This is a genomic window from Haloarchaeobius amylolyticus (assembly GCF_026616195.1).
Classification (GTDB): Archaea; Halobacteriota; Halobacteria; order Halobacteriales; family Natrialbaceae; genus Haloarchaeobius; species Haloarchaeobius amylolyticus.
In genome coordinates this window covers 2,196,518-2,217,160 of record NZ_JANHDH010000001.1, presented here as the reverse complement: position 1 = coordinate 2,217,160, position 20,643 = coordinate 2,196,518, and the positions used below count along the sequence as shown (strand labels likewise).

Sequence of the window (20,643 nt, the reverse complement as noted above, 5' to 3'; positions counted from 1 at the left end):
AACGGACCGAATGGGGGCCTGCACCGTTGCGGAACTGTTTTACTCACCGAAAGGCCACTGTGGCACAAGAATGACTCTAGAGGAGGAGTACCGCCTCGAGTATTTCGAGGAGGAAGACTTCGTGCGCCGGGAGTGTGTGGACTGCGGTGCCCACTTCTGGACGCGCGACCACGACCGGGAGACGTGCGGGGAGCCACCCTGCGAGGACTACAGTTTCATCGACAACCCCGGGTTCGACGAGGCGTACACCCTCGAGGAGATGCGCGAGGCGTTCCTCTCCTTCTTCGAGGAGAACGGCCACGAACGCATCGACCCGTATCCGGTGGCCGCGAACCGCTGGCGCGACGACGTGCTGCTGACGCAGGCGTCTATCTACGACTTCCAGCCGCTCGTCACCTCGGGCCAGACGCCCCCGCCGGCGAATCCGCTGACCATCAGCCAGCCCTGCATCCGGATGCAGGACATCGACAACGTCGGCAAGACGGGTCGACACACCATGGCCTTCGAGATGATGGCGCATCACGCCTTCAACGTCCGCGAGGACGCCGAAGAGGAGTACGCCTACGAGGGTGAGGTCTACTGGAAGGACGACACCGTCCGGTACTGCGACGAGCTGTTCGAGTCGATGGGCGCGAACCTGGACGAGATCGTCTACATCGAGGACCCCTGGGTCGGCGGCGGTAACGCCGGGCCCGCCATCGAGGTCATCTACCGCGGCGCCGAACTCGCCACGCTCGTCTTCATGTCGATGGAGCAGGACCCCGAGGGCGAGTACGAGATGAAGGACGGGAACCGCTACTCGCCGATGGACACGTACATCGTCGACACCGGCTACGGGCTGGAGCGATGGACGTGGATGTCCCAGGGGACCCCGACCGTCTACGAGGCGGTCTACCCCGACATGATCGAGTTCCTGAAGGACAACGCCGGCATCGAGCACACCGAGGACGAGGAGCAGCTCATCCACCGCTCGGCCAAGCTCGCCGGCCACATGGACATCGACGAGGCCGAGGACATGGAGACCGCCCGCGGCACCATCGCGGACAAGCTCGACGTCTCGAAGGCCGAACTCGAGGAACTCGTCGAACCCCTCGAAGACATCTACGCCATCACGGACCACTGCCGGACGCTGGCATACATGTTCGGCGACGGCATCGTCCCGAGCAACGTCTCGACGGGCTACCTCTCCCGGATGGTCCTCCGGCGCACGAAGCGCCTCTGTGACAACGTCGGCGTGGACGCCCCCCTCGACGAACTCGTCGACATGCAGGCCAAGCGCCTGGGCTACAGGAACCGCGACACCATCCGCGAGATCGTCCGCAACGAGGTCGAGAAGTACCACGAGACGCTCGACCGCGGCAGCCGGAAGGTGCGCCAGCTCGCCGAGGAGTACGCTCGCAAGGGAGAGCCCATCCCGACGACCGAGCTCATCGAGCTGTACGACAGCCACGGCCTCCAGCCGGACATGGTCGAGGAGATCGCCAGCGAGGAGGGCGCCCGGGTGAACGTCCCGGACGACTTCTTCTCGCTCGTCGCCGAGCGCCACGACGGCGGCCAGGCGTTCGAGGAGGAAGATGACGACGACGACGAGCGCCTGTCGGACCTCCCCGAGACCGACCGCCTCTACTACGAGGACCAGCAGCGCACCGAGTTCGAGGCCGTCGTCCTCGACGTGTTCGAGCGCGAGGACGGCTACGACGTGGTGCTCGACCAGACGATGTTCTACCCCGAGGGCGGTGGCCAGCCCGCCGACACCGGGACGCTCAGCACCGACGACGTGACCGTCGAGGTGACCGACGTCCAGCGACAGGACGGCGTCATCCTCCACCGGACCGACGAGAACCCCGGCAAGGGCGAGTTCGTCCGCGGCCAGCTCGACACCTACCGCCGCCGCCAGCTGATGCGCAACCACACCGCCACCCACGTGGTCATCCACGCGGCCCGGCAGGTGCTCGGCGAGCACATCCGGCAGGCCGGTGCCCAGAAGGGCGTCGAGACCTCCCGCATCGACGTCCACCACTACGAGCGCATCTCCCGCGAGGAGGTCAAGGAGATCGAGCGCTTCGCGAACGAACTCGTGATGGAGAACTCGCCGGTCAAGCAGGAGTGGCCCCACCGCCACGAGGCCGAGGAGGAACACGGCTTCGACCTCTACCAGGGTGGTATCCCGCCGGGCACGAACATCCGGCTCATCCACGTCGCCGAGGACGTCCAGGCCTGCGGTGGCACCCACGTCGCCCGCACCGGCGACATCGGCGCCATCAAGATCCGCAACACCGAGCGCGTGCAGGACGGGGTCGAGCGCATCACGTTCGCCGCCGGCGACGCCGCCATCCAGGCGACCCAGGAGACCGAGGACGCCCTCTACGAGGCCGCCGAGGTCCTCGACGTGGGCCCGCAGGAGGTGCCCGAGACGGCCGAGCGCTTCTTCGAGGAGTGGAAGGCCCGCGGGAAGACCATCGAGGACCTCAAGGAACAGCTCGCCGAGGTCCGCGCCTCGGGTGCCGGCGGGACCGAGGAGGTCGACGTCGGCGGGACGCCCGCCGTCGTCCAGCGCATCGACGCCGACATGGACGAACTCCGGGCGACCGCGAACGCGCTGGTCGAGGAGGGCAAGATCGCCGTCATCGGCTCCGGTCTCGACGGCGCCCAGTTCGTCGTGGCGGTTCCGGACGGCTCCGACGTGAACGCCGGGCAGGTCGTCAGCCAGCTGGCCGCGAAGGTCGGCGGTGGCGGCGGCGGCCCGCCGGACTTCGCCCAGGGCGGCGGCCCGAACGCCGACGACCTCGACGCGGCGCTGGAGGACGCTCCGGACGTGCTCCGGACCGTGCTGAACGCCTGAACCGGGCTCTTCTCTCCGTCCGTCCCGGACCCGGCGTGAACGTTTAAGAGGGTGGTCGGGTATTCTCGGCCTGATGCTTCGGACCGACGACACGACGGCGATGGCACCGACACGGGCAGGGGGCGACACATGAGCCTCGACGCCAAGCAGAACCCCTTCGAGTACGCGCTCTCGTACCCCCGCGAGAACGGGTGGGGCGCCATCCTCAAGGGTGGCCTGACGCTGCTGGTCAGTTTCCTCGTCGTGCCGTACTTCGTGCTGTTCGGGTACGTGTTCCGGGTGTACCGGAGCGCGGCCCGCGACGAACCACAGCCCGAGTACACCGACTACGTCGAGCTGCTGAAGGAGGGGGTCTGGCTGTTCGTCGCCCAGCTCCCCTTCGTCGCGGTGGTGAGCATCCTCGGCGTCGTCAGTATCCAGTACATCCACCCGGCGGTGTACGTGCTGGTGGTGCTGGTCGCCATCTACGTCGGGCCGGCCATCATCACGGTGTACTGCGTCACCGAGGACATCGGCGAGACGTACACGTCGAGTCGCGTCCCCGAGTTCGCCTTCACCGGCTTCTACGCGAAGCACGTCGCGATGTACATTCCGCTGGCCATCCTGCTCGCGGTGGTCTCGATGGTGTCCGTCCTGGCGCTCGGCGTCGGGATACTGTTCGCGAGTGCCTTCGCCGCCTACGCCCAGGCGGCCTACTGGGGTCGGGTGTACGAACGGGCGGCCGCGGCCGGCATCGTCGAGCCGGCCTGAGGCGGGGCTGTCTCTTCGAGGGTCACGTTACGCGAGCCGCTGGCTCGTGGGTCGTGAAAGGGAAAGGAAATGATAGTGGCGTATCCCAGTTCCCACTCGGTCCCGGCCGAGCAGGACATCGGTCAGGAGGCAACGACTGATCCGATACAGGGTGTCGTACCCCATCGAGTAGTGCGAGATGGAGTATTGTAAACGTATCGGCTGTGTAGGTCGGTTAACACGAAGGTACGGCGGGTTCAGACCCGAATTTCTGAAAGAGCGGACCGAACTCAGGCCGGCCACGACCGCGACCCGGACGGGCGGGTGCCGGCGTCGGGCAGGTCGAGCACGGACAGGGCCACGTCGCGGACCGTCTCGACGGACTCTTCGGGCGTGAAGAGCCCGAGCCGCCACTGGACGGACTGGGCGGCCTGCAGGCCCTGGACCAGCGGGGACTCCTCGTGGAGCCGGCGGACCTCGCCGTTGACGACGACGCGGGTGGAGGACTCGGGCATCGAGGGGCGGCCCGGGACGTCGAGGAGGACGGTCTCGGCCGGGACGTCGGCCGCCGCGGCGATCTCCGCCTCCAGGTCGCGCCGGGTCTCGTGGTCGGCGTCGACCACCCGGTCCGGCACGTCGTCGAGTTCCGCCCAGACCGCCCGCTTGTAGAGGTCGCGGGTGGCGAGGCGGGCGGCCACGTCGCTGGTCGCCTCGTGCTGGCGCAGGGCCGCGAGCAGTTCGTCGTCGCTCATCCGGGCGAACTCCTCGGCGGAGACCGGCGTCTCGTCGAGGAGGCGCTCGCAGACCTGTTCGAGCATGGCGCCGGCGATGCGGGAGACGTGGTGGCGGTAGACGGTCGCGTTCATCAGGGCCCGGGCGACCAGCATGGACTCGGCGGTGGCGAGGTTCCCCGCCGAGAGCGCGAGGTCGTCGTCGATGAAGGTCAGCGCGCGGAGCAGCCGGCCCTGGTCGATGGTCCCGTAGGGCACGCCGGAGTGGTGGGCGTCCCGGACGAGGTAGTCCATCCGGTCCACGTCGAGTTCGCCCGAGACCAGCTGGCCGTACTTCCCCTGGCCGTCGATGAGGTCGGCGATGGTGTCGGTGTGGAGGCCGTGGGATTCGAGGACGCGTGCGAGTTCGCCCTGCCCGAGCAGGTCGTGGACCTCGTCGTGGTGGCGGCCGAGCCGCCGGAGGATGATGCCCTCGGTCTGGTGGCCGTAGGGGCCGTGGCCCACGTCGTGGAGGAGCGCGGCGGCCTGGACCGCCTCGGCGCGCGAGCCGTCGATGCCGAGGTGGCGGCAGGCGCGGCGGGCGAGGTGGTAGACGCCGAGGGAGTGCTCGAAGCGGGTGTGGTTCGCGGAGGGGTAGACGAGCCGCACCGTCGAGAGCTGCTTGACGTGGCGCAGTCGCTGCATCTGGGGGGTATCGAGCAGGTCGGCGACGACGCCGGACACCTCGATGTAGTCGTGGACGCTGTCCTTGATGGCGTGCATTGGCCGAGTGAACACGTCGGCGACTCAAAAGGAACCCGAAGCGTCGGGCGACTCCGTGAGTGGTTTGTCGTCGGCCCGCCTCCGACGAACCATGCCCACGGTAGACAGGGACGGGACGACGCTGTACTACGAGACCGACGGCGAGGGGGAGACGGTCGCGTTCGTGCCCGACATCGGGTGTGGCGCGTGGCTCTGGGGCTGGCAGTACGACAGCCTCGCGGGCCCCTACGAGACGCTGGTGTGGAACACGCGCGGGACCGGCCGGTCGGACCCGCCAAGTGGCGACATGACGATGGCGACGTTCGTGAACGACCTCGACGCGGTCCTCTCGGACCACGGCGCGAGGACGGTCCACCTCGTGGGGTGTGGCCTCGGCGCGATGGTCGCACTGGAGTACGCCCGCAAGCACGACCGGGCCCGGAGCCTCACGCTCGTCGGGCCGGCGGCTGCCGGCGACGAGTACGACCCCGAGCCGTTCTTCGCCGACCCCGCGGACGAGTCGGCGTGCCGGGAGACGCTGTCGGCGGTACTTTCTGCCGAGTTCTGTGAGGAGATGCCCGAGGTCCTCGACGGTATCGCGTCGTGGCGGAGTGCAGAAGACACGGGACGGGCGGCATGGCAGCACCAGCGAGCCGCGCTCGCGGACTACGACGCGGCGCCGCTGTACGAGATACCCGTCCCGGCGCTGGTGGTCGACGGCGGGTCCGACGGCCTCGTGTCGGCGGGAGCCGCCGACCGCCTCGCCGAGGGCCTCCCGCGGGGGCAGCGGGAGCACTACCCCGACGCAGGCCACTTCGTCCACGTCGAGCGGTCCCGACCGGTCAACGACGGCATCGTCGGGTTCCTCGACGAGGCGGTCGACGCCTAGCGGAACAGTCGCACCCGAAACCGCGGATGGGGGGAGAATCCGCGGGGTGCACACGCTGTCAGGTGAGGGGAGTGCCTTCTGCCGTCTGCTCGACGGCAGCGGATACTAGCCGGGCCAGCCACCTACACCTCGTGCCTACAGCCCTAGGTCGGAGGTGGCGGCAAACGCTCGCCGAGGCGTAACTGACTAATTGGTAAGTGACCCTTCTATACGTGATGAGTCGAGTTCGTATCGCACTGCTGAACGCCGCGCATGGCGACGAGAACACCCGCCGCAACTTCCGGCGGGAGCTCGACGCCGACCTCGTGGAGTTCAGCGCGACAGACGGCCACCTGCCGGACCACTACGACTGGGACGGCGTCGTCGTCACAGGGTCACGCTCGTCCGTCTACTGGGACGAAGCATGGATTCAGCCCACCAGGCGGTGGGTTCGCGACGCCGCGGACGAAGGGCTGCCCTGTCTCGGCGTGTGTTGGGGGCACCAGCTCCTCGCCGACGCCCTCGGTGGCCGGGTCGCCGACATGGGCGAGTACGAGATCGGGTACCGTACCGTCCAGCTCTCCGGCGACAACCCGCTGTTCGACGGACTCGACGGCGAGTACACCGTCTTCACGACGCACTCGGATTCGGTCGTCGAACTGCCGCCCGGCGCGGTCGAGATCGCCCGCAACGACTACGGCAACCACGGCTTCCGCAAGGGTCACGTCTTCGGCGTGCAGTTCCACCCCGAGTACGACACGAAGACCGCCCGCGAGGTGACGCTCGGCAAGGACGAACTGTCCGACGAGCGCAAGCAGGCGGTCGTCGACGGCATCACCGAGAAGAACTACGCGAAGGCCTGCGAGCCCAAGCGCCTGTTCGAGAACTTCACCTCGTACGTCCGACACGTCGACCGCGTCGAGGACGACGCGACCGCCACGGCCGCGTCGGACTGACCGGCGCCGGGTCGTTCGACGTTTCAAGGTGTTGAAAGTAAGACCTATTTTCGTCCGGGCCACTTTCTGGAGTATGGTCGATTCACACTCCGCCGGGCTCGACGCCCTGCGACAGCCCGAGTACACGGGTGAGAACCGCTGCTGGCCCTGCACGACGGTCAACACGCTCATCGCCGTCGTCCTGAGCGTCGTCGTCGCGGCGGCCGCGAGCACCGCACTCGCCACGAGCACCGCGGCGGGGCTCGGCCTCGTCGTCTTCCTGCTGAGCCTCGCCGCCATCTGGCTCCGGGGCTACCTGGTGCCGGGCACACCCGAGCTGACGAAACGCTACATGCCGGAGTGGCTGCTGGCGTGGTTCGGCAAGGAACCCGAACACCCGCTCCCGAAGGCCGGTGACGTGCGCGAGGTCGAACCCGAGACGTTCCTCTCGGCGGCCGGCGCCATCGAACCCTGCGAGGACATCGACGACCTCTGCCTGAACGCCGACTTCGCCGAGGAGTGGGACGCCGTCCTCGCCGAGACGCCCGACGAGGTCGACCCCGAGGAGGTCCGGACCGTCTTCGGCCTCGACGGCGACGGCGAGTACGACATCGAGCGCTACGGCGAGGGCGTCGTCCTCCAGCGCGGCGCCCAGCGCGTCGGCGAGTGGCCCTCCCAGACGGCGCTGCGCGTGGACGTGGCGGGCGCGCGCGTGCTCGCCCGGACCGCGACCGACCAGTGGGCCGAACTCGACCCCGTCGCCCGCGGCGCGGTGCTGAACGGCCTGCGCATCTTCCTCGAGGAGTGCCCCGGCGGCGGTCCCGTCGAGATGAAAGAGGAGACCGTCGAGTCGTGCTGTAACTCCTACGAGGTCGTCGCGCTCATCTGTGCGGAGTCGGGCGACCGCGTGCTCGAACAGCGCGTGAGCTGAACGCGGAAGTCGGGCGTCCCGGCGCATCCGGCAACACTTGCGACGAATTAGGAGTACTTTTCTGCGCGCGCTACCCAGCCGACGTATGCTCGATTACGTCGGCCTGGAGGCGGACCTCGGCGAGGAGGAGCGGATGATCCGCGACTCCGCCCGTGAGTTCGTCGAGAACCGGGTGCAACCCGACATCGCACAGCACTTCGAGGAGGGCACCTTCCCGACCGAGATCATCACCGAGATGGGCGAGATGGGCTTCTACGCCCCGAACCTCGACGGGTACGACCTCCCGAACGTCTCCGAGACCGCCTACGGCCTGCTCATGCAGGAGCTGGAGGCGTGTGACTCCGGCCTGCGCTCGATGGCCAGCGTGCAGGGGGCACTCGTCATGTACCCCATCCACGCCTTCGGCAGCGAGGAACAGAAAGAGGAGTGGCTGCCGGCGATGGGTCGCGGCGAGAAGATCGGCTGCTTCGGCCTCACCGAACCCCAGCACGGCTCGAACCCCTCGGGCATGGAGACCCGCGCCGAGGCAGCCGACGGCGGCTACGTCCTCAACGGCTCGAAGACGTGGATCACGAACGCACCCATCGCCGACGTGGCGGTCGTCTGGGCGCGCGACAGGTCCAGCGAGGACGACCCGGTGCGCGGGTTCCTCGTCGAGACCGACCGCGACGGCTTCTCCGTCAACAAGATCACCGAGAAGCTCTCGCTTCGCGCCTCCATCACGGGCGAGTTCGGCCTCAACGACGTGTTCGTCCCCGAGGAGAACGTCCTCCCCGGCGTGGCGGGCATGAAGGGCCCGCTCTCGTGTCTCACGCAGGCGCGCTACGGCATCGCCTGGGGCGCGGTCGGCGCGGCCCGCGACTGCTTCGAGGTCGCCCGCGAGTACGCCACCGACCGCGAGCAGTTCGACAGGCCCATCGCGAGCTTCCAGCTCCAGCAGGAGAAACTGGCCGAGATGGCGACCCAGATCACCACGGCCCAGCTGCTGGCCCACCGCCTCGCCGACCTCAAGGAACGCGGCGACCTCCGCCCGCAGCACGTCTCGATGGCCAAGCGCAACAACGTCCGCATGGCCCGCGACCAGGCCCGCGTGGCCCGCGAGATGCTCGGCGGCAACGGCATCACGTCGGACTACTCGCCGATGCGCCACATGGCGAACATGGAGACGGTGTACACCTACGAGGGTACCCACGACATCCACACGCTGATTCTCGGGCAGGACCTCACCGGCATCGCCGCCTTCGAGTAGCCACAGGGCTACGAGAGATGTGGCGATGCCGGTGAGCCGACCGGCATCGCGGCGTTCGAGTAAGTCCGAGAAGGACCCGCAGTCCCGGTCCTCAACGGCTCTCCTGGTACCGGACAGTGTTCTCCGTCCGTGGTCGGTCACACCGCTCGTACGTTCCATGCTCCAGGTGGAGTGTCGTCTCGCCGAGGTAGCACTGGAGGCGGAGACACGAGTGCTCGGCTGTCCGGAGGTCGCTCGTCTCCGCCGTCACGGAACGGCCGGCTGCGGCCACGTTCACGGTGTAGGTCCCCGGTTCGACCGGATTCTCGTACGCTACCGCAGCGGTTCCCGAACCTGCGGGGCCGAGGCGAGGGGACCGCTCGAAGACGACCTCGTCGGCCGCTATCTCGACCGAGAACTCCTGGCTCTCGTCCCGTCGATGGTTCTCGAGTTCCAGGAGCGCGATCTCCGCGGTCGACCCGGAGTCGTCCGCAGTGAGACACCCCGCGGTGAGGCCACAGAAGACACAGCCGAGGCCTTCGACGAGCGTGCGTCGGTCCATAGGTTCGTGGGAAGCACGCTGTCAGAAATCAGTTCTGCTCGACCACGGCGGTGTCTCACCTGGAGCGCTGGTCGAAAAACGGGGCCAGCAGGTGGGATGACGAGGCAGTCGTCTATGCCGCGTCGGCGCGGACGAAGGTGACCGGGCAGTGTGCCGAGAGCATGACCTCCTGGGCGGTGCTGCCGAAGACGGCCTTGCCCGTCGGGGAGCGCTTGCGGCCACCGACGACGACGAGGTCGGCGCCCTCCTCCTCGGCCAGCTCGGCGATACCGTCGCTGTACTCACCGAGGCCGCCACGCACGACGTGGTCGATGCCGGCGGCGTCCAGTCGGTCGCCGAGGTCGCGGGCGACGTCGAACCGCTCGGCGACGACGTCGGGGGTGACCTCCGCGTCGGGGTCGTAGTTGAGCAGCTCGCGGCGCTCCTCGTACTCCTCCTTCGTGAAGACGTGGCCGAGGACGACGCGGGCGTCGGAGGGGCCGGCGAGGTCGACGACCTCCTCGGCGAGTCGCTCGACGCGGTCGTGGTCGCTGGGGCCGAGTGCGACGAAGATTGTCTCGAAACCTGCCTGTGCTTGCTTGGAAGCGGTACTGGTCTGCATACACGTCCGTAGTTCCCCGAGCGACATAAAGATTCCGAACTATTTACTCAGTTCCGAGTAAAAATTTGTATCGAAAGTTCATGTCGGTCCGGCGGGCCAGAGAGTCTCTCACACTCCGGAACCGACGGCCTCTTGGGTCGACATCTGTGACGAGTAGCTACTCACTGCACTCGATGACCGTCACCTGGCCCTACCGTCGGACCGTCCTCGTCCTCAGCACGCTCGCGTTCTTCGCGACGATGGCCGGCCGCCTGGTCATCAGTCCCGTCGTCCCGGCCATCACCGACCAGTTCCACGTCTCGAAGTCGCTGGTCGGCCTCGCGCTCACCGGGCTGTGGATGGCCTACTTCGCCGCCCAGTTCCCCAGCGGGGTGCTCGCCGACCGCTACAGCGAACGCCCCATCATCCTCGTCGCGGTCGGCGGGACCGCGGTCGCGAGCGTCCTGCTCGCGCTCTCGCCGCTGTTCGCCGTCTTCGTCCTCGCGACGGTGCTGCTCGGCGCCGTGGCCGGGCTCCACTACAGCGTCGCCGCGACGCTGCTGACCCGGACCTACGACGAGACCGGCTTCGCACTGGGGTTCCACAACGCGGGCGGGCCGGCGGCCGGGCTGGTCGCGCCGGTCGCCGCCGCCTGGGTCGGGGTCCGGTACGGCTGGCGGCCCGCCGTCGCGCTCGGGGCGGCCGCCGCGCTCCCCATCTTCCTGCTGTTCGCGTGGCGGGTCCAGCCCACGGCGCCGCGCCGTCCCGACCAGCCGGTTCGCGACCGGTTCGAACTCGAACCCATGCTCGAACTGCTCTCGCGCCGGAAGATCGCCTTCACCGTGGCGGTCGCCGTCGGGGGCGCGTTCGTCTGGCAGGCGACCGCCTCGTTCCTGCCGACGTTCCTCGTCGAGTACCGCGGCCAGTCCGAGACCACCGCCGGGGCGGTCTTCTCGGCGTACTTCGTCGTCCAGGCGGTGACCTCGGTCGGCGTCGGGGCGGCCTCCGACCGCTTCGGACGCGAGGTCTCGACGGCGGCCTGTCTGCTGCTGGCCGCGGTCGGGTTCGCCCTCCTCGTGGGGGTCCCCGGCGTGGTGGCGCTCGTGGCCGCGCTCCTCCTCATCGGGACCGGCCTCGGCTGGGGAGGGGCGCTCCTCCCGCGGTTCATGGACCACCTCGACGACGCGGAGCAGGGCGCCGGGTTCGGCCTCGTCCGGACGGTCTACGGCGTCCTCGGGTCGGTCGGCTCGGTCGCGACCGGGGCGGTCGCCGACGGGTTCGGCTGGGCGGCCGCGATGGGGATGCTCATCGCGCTGCTCTCGCTGGTGTTCCTCGCGCTGGTGGTGAACAGGGTGTTCGGCCTGGGCTACTGAGGACAATATTCAAGTCGCCGCCCGCGAAACGTCTGGTCGTCTTCTGTGGCCATAGCAGCAGCACCGGCTCGCCGCTATGGCCGGCCGCCGCCCGTCACGCGGTGGAACCCATGACAGCCAGCGAACCCACCATCGAGTCTGCACTCGCACAGCACTTCGACCAGTTCCACGTCGGCGACCGCCTCCACGAGGTGCCGCCCCACCAGACCGACGCGGTCACGGTCGACGGCCAGCGCGCGGTCTGCAAACTGGCGACCGGGCCGCAGGGCGACCCCGAGACCGAGGCACGCGTGTACGAGTTCGTCGCCGAGGCGACGACCGTTCCCGTCCCCGAGATCCTCGCGGTCGGCGCCGACCACTTCGTCGCGGCCTGGCACGAGGACGCCTCGCCGGGGCCGGACTGTGACGTCGAGAAGGCGCGAACCATGGGCGCCGGGCTGGCGACCCTGCACGCGGAGACGGCCGGGCACTTCGAGCGACCCGGCCACCCCAGAGCGACCGCCGACGGCCTCGAAGTCGACGCGTACGCGACGTGGGGCGGGACCCTCCGACGCCACCTCGAGTCGATCCGCGAGTACCTCGCCGACCACGAGGACGCCTGCCAGCACGTCGACGTGGCCGACGCGGCCATCGCGTTCCTCCGCGAACACCCCGACGCGCTCTCGGGCTGTGGCGAGCCCGTCCTCTGTCACGGGAACTACCTGCCGGACCACGTGGCGACCCGCGACGGGGAGGTCACCTGCGTCGTCGACTTCGAGCACGCGCTGGTCGGCCCCGGCGAGTACGACCTCTGGCGGACCGCGCTGCCCCTGCTCTCGCACGAGGACGACCAGCTGTTCGCCGCGTTCCGCGAGGGCTACGAGTCGGTCCGGGCGCTCCCGCCGGGGGTCGACGACCGGCGCCGCTGCTACGAGGTCCTCATCTCTGTCTCGTACCTGCAGGCGCTCTACCTCCAGAACCAGCACGACGCCGAGACGACCAGCGAGCGAGCCACGTGGCTGCGCGAGTTCGTCCTCGACGGACTGGACGACCTCACCGGCGGCGAGACGCGGCGGTGACGCTCAGACCGTCAGCACCGGCCGGTCGGCCTCGGTGACGACGCGGTCCGCGACGCTCCCGATGCGCTTCCGGTGGCTCTGGCCCTGGTAGCCCATCACGACGAGGTCGGCGTCGACCACGTCGGCGTAGGAGAGGATCTCCTCGTGCGGGCGGCCGTGACAGAGCTTGCACTCGAAGTCGAGGCCGGCCTCGTGGGCCCTGCTGGCCATCTCGTTCAACAGCTCCGCCCCCCAGTCCTCGAGGTCGTCGATGACGAGTTCCGTACTGGAGAGTGCCGGTTCGTCGTAGACGGCGGTGTCGACGACGAACAGGGCGTGGACCGCCGAGTCGTAGCGCTCGGCGAGCTCGAGCGCGTACTCGGTGGCGCGTTCCGCGCCGGCACTGCCGTCGGTGGGGACGAGGATTCGCTGGTACATGCGAGATGTAGGACCCGAGAGAGGATAACCGCGTGGTTCGCCGGTCGGGGCCGGTCGAGGCCGGGATGCAGACAGGTAGAGACTCACGGGTCGGCGAGCGCTCAGGCGGGATGGAACTGGTGGTACTCCACGACGGTCTCGAACCCCATCGCCTCGTAGACCGGGTACCCCATCTCCGACGCCTGCAACACGCCGACCTCGGCGCCGTCCTCGCGGCCGGCCCGGAGCACGGCCCGGGTCATCGCCTCGCCGAACCCCCGGCGCCGGTACGGCTCGGTCACGCCGACGTTGTAGACGCCCGCCACGTCGTCGCTCCGGACGAGGAGCCCGCAGGCGACGGGCTCGCCGTCGAGCCGGCCGAGCAGGAGTTGCACCTGCTCGTCGGACAGCATCGACGCCGGGGCGACCTGCCGGGCGACGTCGACCGGCATCCCGAAGGCCGCCGCGGTGACCGTCACGAACCCGTCGATTCCGCCGGTGTCCGTCACCACCTCGATGTCGAGCGCGGACCCGGGCCGGGGGACGTCATCGAGCGACGGCAGCACCATCCCCGGTTGCGGGCTGTCGGCTCGCTCGAGCCCCAGGTCGCTCGCCACCGGTTCCGTCGCGCCCAGCGCGGAGTCGGCGACCACCACGCGGAGTGGGACGCCCTGGTCGGTCAGCCACGCGACCGCGCGGGACAGGTCGTCCCGGGTCGGCGGCTCGAAGACGAACACCGGGTTGAAGAAGGCGACCGGGACGTCGGTCGCGACGGCCGTCAGGTCGCCGAACGACCGGGACGTGCCAGACCCGGTGTGGTCCGAGAGGGCGACGAAGGCGGCCACCATGTTGGTGTCGACCGCGGTGGCGTGGGGACTGGTCATCGAGGACTAGTGACGGGATGGCGAGATAAATAGGTGACAGTGGGTGTGACAGTGAGTCCCGGTCGGAGCCGGTCGCGTACCCCCAGGCTCCCGTCAGTCGAACCGGCCCGTCTCCGCGCCGCAGTCGACACAGCGCGTGACGATGGCGTCCCGGGCCTCGGTCAACTCGATGTCCTGTTCGGTGCGCTCGCCGCAGTCGGGGCACTCCCGGACCATGTGCAGCTCGCCCGCGTCCTGTGGCGCACCCATGGCGAGGACGGTCGCGCGCTCGTCGCCCTCGTTCGTGCCGAGCTGGTGCTCGCCCGGCCCGAAGCGGATGACCTCGCCGGCGTCGACCGCCACGTCACCGTCCTCGGTCTCGAAGGTGACCGTCCCGGTCTGGACGTAGAACACCTCCTCCTGGGCGCCGTGGCTGTGGTAGCCGAAGCCCAGACTGTCGCCGGGTGCGAGTTCGTAGTAGTTCAGCGCCATGTCGGTCGCGCCGAGGGCGTCGGTCAGCCGGCGCTTGACCGCCGCGGGACCCATGCGCGAGTTCACGTCTGCAATGGTGACCTTCTCCATGGCGGAGGCGACGACGGGCGACGACAAAAACCCGGGCGACGATTTAGGTGGGCCGGTCCCGTCACCCTCTCCATGACCAGTCCGTTCGACGTGACCATCGAGGTCGCCGAGGTGCTGTCGGCCGAACCGTTCCCCGAGGCGAGAAAGCCCGAACTGTACAGACTCACGCTGGACCTGGGCGACCGCGAACTCCGGTCGGCCGCCCAGCTGGGCTACCACCACGACCCCGACGACCTCGTGGGCCAGCAGGTCCTGTGTGCCACCGACCTCGGGACCGTGACCATCGCGGGCTTCGAGTCCGAGGCGCTGACCGTGGGCGTCCCCGGCGACGACGGCAACCCGGTGCTCGTGACGCCGGCCGAGGACGTGCCACTCGGCGGCGAGCTGTACTGAGTCGGGTGGATGGAGCCGGGCGGTTTATCCCCTCCCCCGGTGAAGGTCCGTCCATGGCTATCGACCCGAACTTCCACGAGAACCGCGAGATCGTCGACGAGCACGACGGGCACAACGTCTGGGGCCCCGTCGACGAGCCCGAGAAACTGGGCATCCACGGCACCCACGTCGCGGTCGACTTCGACATCTGTCTGGCCGACGGGGCCTGCCTGGAGGACTGCCCGGTCGACGTGTTCTCCTGGGTCGACACCCCCGGGCACCCCGAGTCCGAGATCAAGGCCGACCCCGCCCGCGAGGCCCAGTGCATCGACTGCATGCTCTGTGTCGACGTCTGCCCGGTCGACGCCATCGACGTCGACGGCAGTCGGTCGGCCTGATATATCAGATAGAGGTACTTTATTGCTCCCGGCCGTCGGTCAGAACGGTCCATGAACCGCCTAGCCCTCCAGAGCCTCTGCTGTCTCGCACTCGTCGTCGTCGCGGCGGCGGGTGCCCCGGCCGTGACAGCAGACACGCAGGACGCATCGTTCGACAGTGACACCTACGAAACCACGATCGACGAGGAGGTGACGCTCACGCTCTCGCTGACCGACGCCGAGAACGCGACGGTCACGCTCGGGAGCGAGGACGCCGGCTACCAGATGAACGTCACCGTCCACGACAACGACACCGACGGCCAGGTCCAGCTCACGATATACACACAGCGACTCGGTATCCGGGCCCCGGCGAAGAGCGTCGCCGTGGCCGGGAACGACACCATCGTCTCGGCCGGTGGCGACACCCTCGGCGCGGCCATCGACCCCGGGAGCTACGGGCTCAGCCTGGCCGTGAACGGGACCGAGACGGACACCGCGACGCTGCAGGTCGACGAACCGGCGACGACGACGCAACCGCCGACCACGACGACCCAACCGCCGACCACCACGGCGCCACCGACCACCACGACCACCGCGGGTGGCGGCGGTGACGGCGACGGCGACGAAGGCGGAATCCCCGGCTTCGGCATCGGCGTCGCGGTCGTCGCGCTCGCGAGCGTGGCGCTCCTGGCGCACCGACAGCAGTAGAACGAGAGACGAGACGAAGACGACGACCGGCTCAGGTCCGGTCCACGTCGACCTGTTCTTTCAGCCGCTTCAGCTCGTCGGCCTCCGCGAGTTCCTCGAGCCGCTCGCGGAAGTGCTCCTCGCAGAGCCCGACCTTGATGCCGTCGGTTTCAGCGGCAAAGGCGGCAGTCCGGTCGCAGTAGTGGCACTTCATACCCGTCCTTTGGTCGTCAAGTGAGTTTAACCCTGCGTTCGAGGGTGTTCACCGACACGTTCCGGCTCGCGCCCCGGTTTCGGTCACTCGACGGCCGCGGCCACCGGCTCGTACTGGTCCGCGGAGAGCCCGGCGAGTCCGAGGTCGTAGTCGTGGGCGTCGCTGCCGCCCGTGACGAGCAGGTCGTACTCCCTGACGGCGCGCTCGACCGGGGTCGTGTCGACCTCGCGGCCGTAGTGGTAGTAGCGCTCGACCGCCGGGAGGTGCGCACAGAGTTCGAGGGCGGCGCCGGGGTCGGGGTACCGGAGCGGGTGCGCGAGCGAGACGAGGCCGCAGGCGTCGAGCAGCGCCTCGCGGCCGCGCTCGAACGTCGGCACGTCGCGGGCGACGTAGCACGGGCAGTCGTCGCCGATGAGGTGGTCGAAGGTCGCGGCGTAGTCGTAGTCGGCGTCGGGGTGGTCCGCGACGGCGCGGGCGATGTGCGGCCGGCCGAGGCCCTCACGGCCCTCGATGCCGAGCGAGACGTCGAGGCGGTCCTCCACGCAGTCGATGATGGCCTGCCCGCGCTCGATGCGGTCCTGCTGGATGTGCTCGACGAGCCCCGTCAGCGCGTGCGTCTCGCGGACGCCGTAGCCGAGCAGGTCGACGCGCTGGTCGCCCGCGTCGACCCGGAGTTCGATGCCGTGGAGGAGGGTCACGCCGTCGCGCTCCGTGACCGGCGCGTCGAGGGCGGGGCTGATCCGGTCGTGGTCCGTGATGGCGACGACCGAGACGCCCGCCTCGCGGGCGGCGGCCGGCACCTCGTCGAGTTCCAGCTGCCCGTCGGAGTTCGTCGTGTGGACGTGGAGGTCCGCATACACCATGCGCGGGGCTTCGAGAGGGGGGACCGAAACCTCTTCGACACGGTGTTTTATCACCATTAATGAGTCAAAGGTCCCTCCGAGACACCAAGGTCGATTATGGACAATGTTTATAATTATCTTTCATCCATGTACGCCCATGTTCCAGAACGGGACCGACGACCGCATCGACGCCCAGACCTACCCGATGACAGCCGGCGAACTCCGCGAGCGACTCGGCACGGAGGAGCTGGAGCTGTGTGAGGGGACCGAGACCGTCGAGGAGATCCTGGACCGCCTGCAGTGCGACGAGACGTTCGAGACGCCGGAGGACGTTCGCTTCACGCTGTACGGCGGCGTCTCCGAGCGTGCCATCGGCCGCAAGGGCTACTCCGACCGCGACCCGACGCCGACCGGCAGCCCGCACGCGCCGGACACGCTCTCCTTCTGAACTCGCCGCGGCTCACTCACTCGTCTCGGGGTTCTCACTCGCGCCGGGAGGTCTGCTTACACCCACTCGATAGCGTCGCCGAGGTCGAGTGGAACGTCGCCTTTCCGATAGCCCTCGACGTGCCCGCTGGGCCGGACGCGGTAGACGACCGCGGGCTTGTGCCGGACGTCCGGCTGCTCGCCGCGGACCGCCGCCCACTGGTCGTCGCGGAAGTTCGAGCAGTCGACGAACATGACGACGCCGCCGCCGTGGTTCGCGAGCTGGCCGCTCGTCTTCACCTGCGCCGTGTCCCGGACCGCCGCGACCGGCGTGTTCGCGCTCCGTCGCGAGGGCGAGCGGGGGCGGGTCACCTCGACGAGGACGTTCGTCCCGTCGGGGCCCTTCGCCCGGTAGTCGAGGAAGTGCCCGGTCGTCACCTCGATCTCGGGGGTGATGTCGTAGCCGGCGTCGGTGAGTATCTTCGCCGCGGCGAACTCCGAGATGGCCGAGGCCATCCGGGTCCGGTCGACGTGCTGGCTCGTCCCGAGTTTGCCCGCCATCTCGTGGCGGTAGTCGTCGAGGTCCCCCGGGTGCAGGACCGATTCGAGGTACGACAGCGCCTCGTCGGGGTCCGCGTCGGGGAAGCCACACGCGTACTCGCGGAGGAACTCGCGGGTGCTCTCGCGGCCGTCCTTTGACATGAGCACGGGCAGGAAGTACCAGGCCACGTGAGGGTAGTCGGCGAGCCACGGCTCCTCGACGCGGAGGTCGGCCAGCAGCTCGCGCTGGGCCCACCGGGCGATGAGGTAGGGGACCTCCTCCCAGTCGTACTTGTTCGTCCGCCAGAGCGCACTCGGCGTCTCGGTGTTGCCGAGCCAGTAGGCCTCGTCGTCGTTCCAGACGAACAGCGCGAAGTCGCCGTTGTCCATCTCGAACCTGACGCCCTCCCAGCCGTTCGGGGGTCTGTAGTGCGGTGTTCCCATCTCGGCCCCGATGTTCTGGTCGAGCGACGAGAGCAACTGCTGGCGAACGCGGTCGCGATGCCAGCGTTCGGGGGAGCGACGGAAACGGAGGGGTCGTGCCACGGCGTCGGCTACGAGGTCGTTTCTTAAACCTCGTTCGGGTCGCCAGACCGCGGTCCACCTCCCCTCTCATTTCAACCGACACCTGACAGGTCCGGGCGTTCGGGCCTCGTTTCGTGGTTCATCTCGCAGAGCGTGTTACGGAAACTACCGTATCTATCGGTAAGTGTCGTTTTCTGCGCCAGAATCACAGACATGCCCACAGTATCAACTATCGAGTCGAGACGTTCGTCCAGTAACCATCGAATCGGCGATACCTTCATATATGTCAATCACAAATTGTGGTTTCGAGTACCATGTCAATGGGTGCCTATGACGACGACGAGCACGAGCGGCGCGAGCAGAAGTCCACGCAGGTGGACACCGACTTCGACGACGAACGGACAGTCTACCACGGCAAGGTAGAGTACGACGCCGGCGACTCCACCGACGACCTGCTCGCGCAGTTCAAGGAGATCAAGGGCGACGATTAGGCGAACCTTCCGCGCAGACTCAGTCCTACCGAGAGCGACGTCGCGGCCGTGACGGCACAGACGTGTCCGACCAGTACTGCGGCCAGCACCGGCCGGTCCCAGACGAACGGGACGAGCACCAGCTGTGCGACCGCGAACCCGAGGTTCAGCAGGTCGGTCCGGGCGAACGCCCACGCGGTCCCGTGCGGGAAGTCGTAGACGTACGCCCGCCAGATGGCCGTGACGGCGGCCCACCAGCCGGTGCCGATGCGGTAGGCCACGTCCCAGAGGATGAGCAGCATCAGGTACACCGCCAGCACCGGCGGCTCCTGGCCGAACAGGTCGGTGAGGATGGGGTTCGCCGACCGGGCGGGGTCGAAGACGAACAGGTGCGTGACGAGCGCGATGAACGCGAGCACGCCGAGGACGACCTCGACGCTGGAGCCGAACAGCAGGCGCTGGTAGTGCGGCGGGGTCGGTAGCCGCCGGATGGAGTCGCCGAGGCGCAGCATCAGGGCGCTCCCGATGGCCGCGACGACGACCGCCGCGGTGCCCGGCAGGACGGCCTCCCAGAGGTCGTACAGCCACGCGATGAAGAGGAGCGACGCCTCGAAGACCAGTATCTGGATGGTGACCGCGGTCCGCTCGGAGATGTCGACGCCCGGCAGCGCCCCGACGATGCTCTCGTAGACCCACGTCTCGCCGAACTCCTCCGCCATCAGTTCGCCTCTGGCGCCGCGGCCTTCCGGGCCGCCGCGTCCTCGCCGAGTGCCTGTGCGACCGCCGCCTCGAAGGGCGTCAGCTCTACGTCGACGAACTCGTGGATGCGGTTCTCCGAGCAGACGACCGGGTTGCGCAGGCCGGTGATGAGCGGCCGCGCCACGCTCTTCGGGACGTCGGTGACGAGGTTGACCCAGTACGCCGAGAGCTCCGGCGAGAGCACCGGGATGGGGACGACCCGGAGACGCCGGCCCATCACCCGTGCGGTCTGCTCCAGCATCTCCTGGTAGGTGAGGATGTCCGGGCCGCCGATCTCGAAGGTCCGACCCTTCGTCTCCTCGGCGTCCAGGACGCCCACGAGGTACGCCACCACGTCGTCGATGGCGATGGGCTGGCAGGGGGTGCGGACCCACCGGGGCGTTATCATCACGGGGAGCCGGCTCACCAGCTGGCGGATCATGTCGAAACTGGCGCTCCCGGCCCCGACGATGATGGCCGCCCGCAGGGTCGTCAGGGCGTACGCCCCGCTCTCCAAGACGTGTTCGACCTCGCGACGCGACCGCAGGTGCTTCGAGAGGTGGTCGCGCTCCTCGCCCAGTCCGCCGAGGTAGACGACGCGCTCGACGTCCGCGCCGCTGGCGGCGTCGACGAAGTTCCTGGCCGCCCGCCGGTCGCGCTCCTCGAAGTCCTCGCCCGAGCGCATCGAGTGGACGAGGTAGTACGCCGCCTCGACGCCCTCGAACGCGGGAGGCAACGTCTCGTAGTCGAGCAGGTCGCCGACGACCACCTCGACGTCCGATGGCCCATCGTATCGGTCGGCGTCACGCACGAGGACGACCACGTCGTGGCCGGCGGCGACGAGTTCGGGGACCAGGCGGCTGCCGACGAACCCGGTCGCACCGGTGACGAGCACACGCATGTGCTAGCAAAGTTCACCGGGTGGTATAACAGTCACCCCCAACTGGACGGAGGGTCGGTGAGAGCCACGGTCGGCAACCCGGGACGGGATGACAGTCGGCCACGCTCGCCCGGCCGGGGGCGCCCGGCGGCC

Annotated in this window: 24 protein-coding genes; 13 read left to right on the top strand and 11 right to left on the bottom strand. The window is 68.8% G+C overall.

Features of this window, described 5'->3' with window-relative positions; all coding sequences use genetic code 11:
• The first annotated feature begins 70 nt into the window (after window positions 1-70).
• Together alaS and NOV86_RS11495 are read left to right on the top strand one after the other, a co-directional pair.
• Window positions 71-2,842: an alanine--tRNA ligase gene (gene alaS, locus NOV86_RS11500; RefSeq protein WP_267641537.1), complete on the top strand. Its 2,772-nt coding sequence runs from the start codon at window positions 71-73 to the stop codon at window positions 2,840-2,842.
• Window positions 2,843-2,971: 129 nt separating this feature from the next.
• A complete protein-coding gene (locus NOV86_RS11495) occupies window positions 2,972-3,592 on the top strand; it encodes a DUF4013 domain-containing protein (protein WP_267641536.1) in 621 nt (206 codons plus the stop codon).
• Between the two features lie 269 nt (window positions 3,593-3,861).
• On the opposite strand, the gene NOV86_RS11490 is transcribed toward NOV86_RS11495, so the two are convergent.
• Window positions 3,862-5,064 carry an HD domain-containing protein gene (locus NOV86_RS11490; RefSeq protein ID WP_267641535.1) on the bottom strand — a complete coding sequence of 401 codons (1,203 nt, stop codon included), beginning with the start codon at window positions 5,062-5,064 and terminating at the stop codon, window positions 3,862-3,864.
• 91 nt (window positions 5,065-5,155) lie between these two features.
• Between NOV86_RS11490 and NOV86_RS11485 the strand changes: the two genes are divergently transcribed.
• The 4 genes from NOV86_RS11485 (at window position 5,156) to NOV86_RS11470 (ending at window position 9,026) form a co-directional block, all read left to right on the top strand.
• A complete protein-coding gene (locus NOV86_RS11485; RefSeq protein ID WP_267641534.1) occupies window positions 5,156-5,932 on the top strand; it encodes an alpha/beta fold hydrolase in 777 nt (258 codons plus the stop codon).
• A 215-nt stretch (window positions 5,933-6,147) separates the two neighbouring features.
• The gene (locus tag NOV86_RS11480) at window positions 6,148-6,867 is read left to right on the top strand and encodes a type 1 glutamine amidotransferase (RefSeq protein ID WP_267641533.1); all 720 of its coding nucleotides are present in this window, start codon (window positions 6,148-6,150) and stop codon (window positions 6,865-6,867) included.
• A gap of 73 nt (window positions 6,868-6,940) precedes the next feature.
• Window positions 6,941-7,777, top strand: coding sequence for a DUF8054 domain-containing protein (locus NOV86_RS11475; RefSeq protein WP_267641532.1), 837 nt, complete (start codon window positions 6,941-6,943; stop codon window positions 7,775-7,777).
• A gap of 85 nt (window positions 7,778-7,862) precedes the next feature.
• Entirely contained in the window at window positions 7,863-9,026 is a 1,164-nt protein-coding gene (locus NOV86_RS11470) for an acyl-CoA dehydrogenase family protein (RefSeq protein WP_267641531.1), read from the top strand.
• A 91-nt stretch (window positions 9,027-9,117) separates the two neighbouring features.
• On the opposite strand, the gene NOV86_RS11465 is transcribed toward NOV86_RS11470, so the two are convergent.
• On the bottom strand, window positions 9,118-9,567 hold the full coding sequence (locus NOV86_RS11465) for a hypothetical protein (RefSeq protein WP_267641530.1): 450 nt from the start codon (window positions 9,565-9,567) through the stop codon (window positions 9,118-9,120).
• A 112-nt stretch (window positions 9,568-9,679) separates the two neighbouring features.
• Complete coding sequence (locus NOV86_RS11460) at window positions 9,680-10,168, bottom strand: universal stress protein (protein WP_267641529.1); 489 nt, start codon at window positions 10,166-10,168, stop codon at window positions 9,680-9,682.
• Between the two features lie 173 nt (window positions 10,169-10,341).
• Between NOV86_RS11460 and NOV86_RS11455 the strand changes: the two genes are divergently transcribed.
• Together NOV86_RS11455 and NOV86_RS11450 are read left to right on the top strand one after the other, a co-directional pair.
• Window positions 10,342-11,520 (top strand): MFS transporter, encoded by a 1,179-nt coding sequence (locus tag NOV86_RS11455; protein ID WP_267641528.1) that lies wholly within the window; start codon window positions 10,342-10,344, stop codon window positions 11,518-11,520.
• Window positions 11,521-11,630: 110 nt separating this feature from the next.
• Window positions 11,631-12,578 carry a phosphotransferase family protein gene (locus NOV86_RS11450; protein ID WP_267641527.1) on the top strand — a complete coding sequence of 316 codons (948 nt, stop codon included), beginning with the start codon at window positions 11,631-11,633 and terminating at the stop codon, window positions 12,576-12,578.
• A gap of 3 nt (window positions 12,579-12,581) precedes the next feature.
• Here NOV86_RS11450 and NOV86_RS11445 read toward each other — a convergent pair whose 3' ends face one another.
• The 3 genes from NOV86_RS11445 to NOV86_RS11435 all read right to left on the bottom strand — a co-directional run bounded on the left by NOV86_RS11445 (window position 12,582) and on the right by NOV86_RS11435 (window position 14,419).
• The gene (locus tag NOV86_RS11445; protein WP_267641526.1) at window positions 12,582-12,995 is read right to left on the bottom strand and encodes a universal stress protein; all 414 of its coding nucleotides are present in this window, start codon (window positions 12,993-12,995) and stop codon (window positions 12,582-12,584) included.
• Window positions 12,996-13,096: 101 nt separating this feature from the next.
• Window positions 13,097-13,858, bottom strand: a complete 762-nt coding sequence (locus NOV86_RS11440) for a GNAT family N-acetyltransferase (RefSeq protein WP_267641525.1) — start codon at window positions 13,856-13,858, stop codon at window positions 13,097-13,099.
• A gap of 93 nt (window positions 13,859-13,951) precedes the next feature.
• Window positions 13,952-14,419 carry a cupin domain-containing protein gene (locus tag NOV86_RS11435; protein ID WP_267641524.1) on the bottom strand — a complete coding sequence of 156 codons (468 nt, stop codon included), beginning with the start codon at window positions 14,417-14,419 and terminating at the stop codon, window positions 13,952-13,954.
• A gap of 72 nt (window positions 14,420-14,491) precedes the next feature.
• On the opposite strand from NOV86_RS11435, the gene NOV86_RS11430 reads away from it, so the two are divergent.
• The 3 genes from NOV86_RS11430 to NOV86_RS11420 are packed head-to-tail and all read left to right on the top strand — an operon-like array spanning window position 14,492 to window position 15,876.
• Window positions 14,492-14,812, top strand: a complete 321-nt coding sequence (locus NOV86_RS11430; protein WP_267641522.1) for a tRNA-binding protein — start codon at window positions 14,492-14,494, stop codon at window positions 14,810-14,812.
• A gap of 53 nt (window positions 14,813-14,865) precedes the next feature.
• Window positions 14,866-15,189, top strand: a complete 324-nt coding sequence (locus tag NOV86_RS11425) for a 4Fe-4S dicluster domain-containing protein (protein ID WP_267641521.1) — start codon at window positions 14,866-14,868, stop codon at window positions 15,187-15,189.
• A gap of 51 nt (window positions 15,190-15,240) precedes the next feature.
• Entirely contained in the window at window positions 15,241-15,876 is a 636-nt protein-coding gene (locus tag NOV86_RS11420; RefSeq protein WP_267641520.1) for a DUF7827 domain-containing protein, read from the top strand.
• A 31-nt stretch (window positions 15,877-15,907) separates the two neighbouring features.
• Here the strand turns inward: NOV86_RS11420 and NOV86_RS11415 are convergent, their stop codons facing one another.
• Together NOV86_RS11415 and NOV86_RS11410 are read right to left on the bottom strand one after the other, a co-directional pair.
• On the bottom strand, window positions 15,908-16,069 hold the full coding sequence (locus NOV86_RS11415; protein ID WP_267641519.1) for a DUF6757 family protein: 162 nt from the start codon (window positions 16,067-16,069) through the stop codon (window positions 15,908-15,910).
• Window positions 16,070-16,152: 83 nt separating this feature from the next.
• The gene (locus NOV86_RS11410) at window positions 16,153-16,932 is read right to left on the bottom strand and encodes a PHP domain-containing protein (protein WP_267641518.1); all 780 of its coding nucleotides are present in this window, start codon (window positions 16,930-16,932) and stop codon (window positions 16,153-16,155) included.
• Between the two features lie 136 nt (window positions 16,933-17,068).
• Between NOV86_RS11410 and NOV86_RS11405 the strand changes: the two genes are divergently transcribed.
• A complete protein-coding gene (locus NOV86_RS11405) occupies window positions 17,069-17,359 on the top strand; it encodes a DUF5789 family protein (protein WP_267641517.1) in 291 nt (96 codons plus the stop codon).
• 56 nt (window positions 17,360-17,415) lie between these two features.
• On the opposite strand, the gene NOV86_RS11400 is transcribed toward NOV86_RS11405, so the two are convergent.
• Complete coding sequence (locus tag NOV86_RS11400; RefSeq protein WP_267641516.1) at window positions 17,416-18,423, bottom strand: DUF5784 family protein; 1,008 nt, start codon at window positions 18,421-18,423, stop codon at window positions 17,416-17,418.
• Between the two features lie 293 nt (window positions 18,424-18,716).
• Here NOV86_RS11400 and NOV86_RS11395 point away from each other — a divergent pair, with 293 nt between their 5' ends.
• A complete protein-coding gene (locus tag NOV86_RS11395) occupies window positions 18,717-18,893 on the top strand; it encodes a DUF5786 family protein (RefSeq protein ID WP_267641514.1) in 177 nt (58 codons plus the stop codon).
• On the opposite strand, the gene NOV86_RS11390 is transcribed toward NOV86_RS11395, so the two are convergent.
• Window positions 18,890-19,591 (bottom strand): DUF7530 family protein, encoded by a 702-nt coding sequence (locus tag NOV86_RS11390; protein WP_267641513.1) that lies wholly within the window; start codon window positions 19,589-19,591, stop codon window positions 18,890-18,892. The genes NOV86_RS11395 and NOV86_RS11390 overlap by 4 nt on opposite strands.
• Window positions 19,591-20,511: an NAD(P)H-binding protein gene (locus NOV86_RS11385; RefSeq protein WP_267641512.1), complete on the bottom strand. Its 921-nt coding sequence runs from the start codon at window positions 20,509-20,511 to the stop codon at window positions 19,591-19,593. The genes NOV86_RS11390 and NOV86_RS11385 overlap by 1 nt, the downstream gene beginning before the upstream one ends.
• Window positions 20,512-20,643 lie beyond the last annotated feature (132 nt).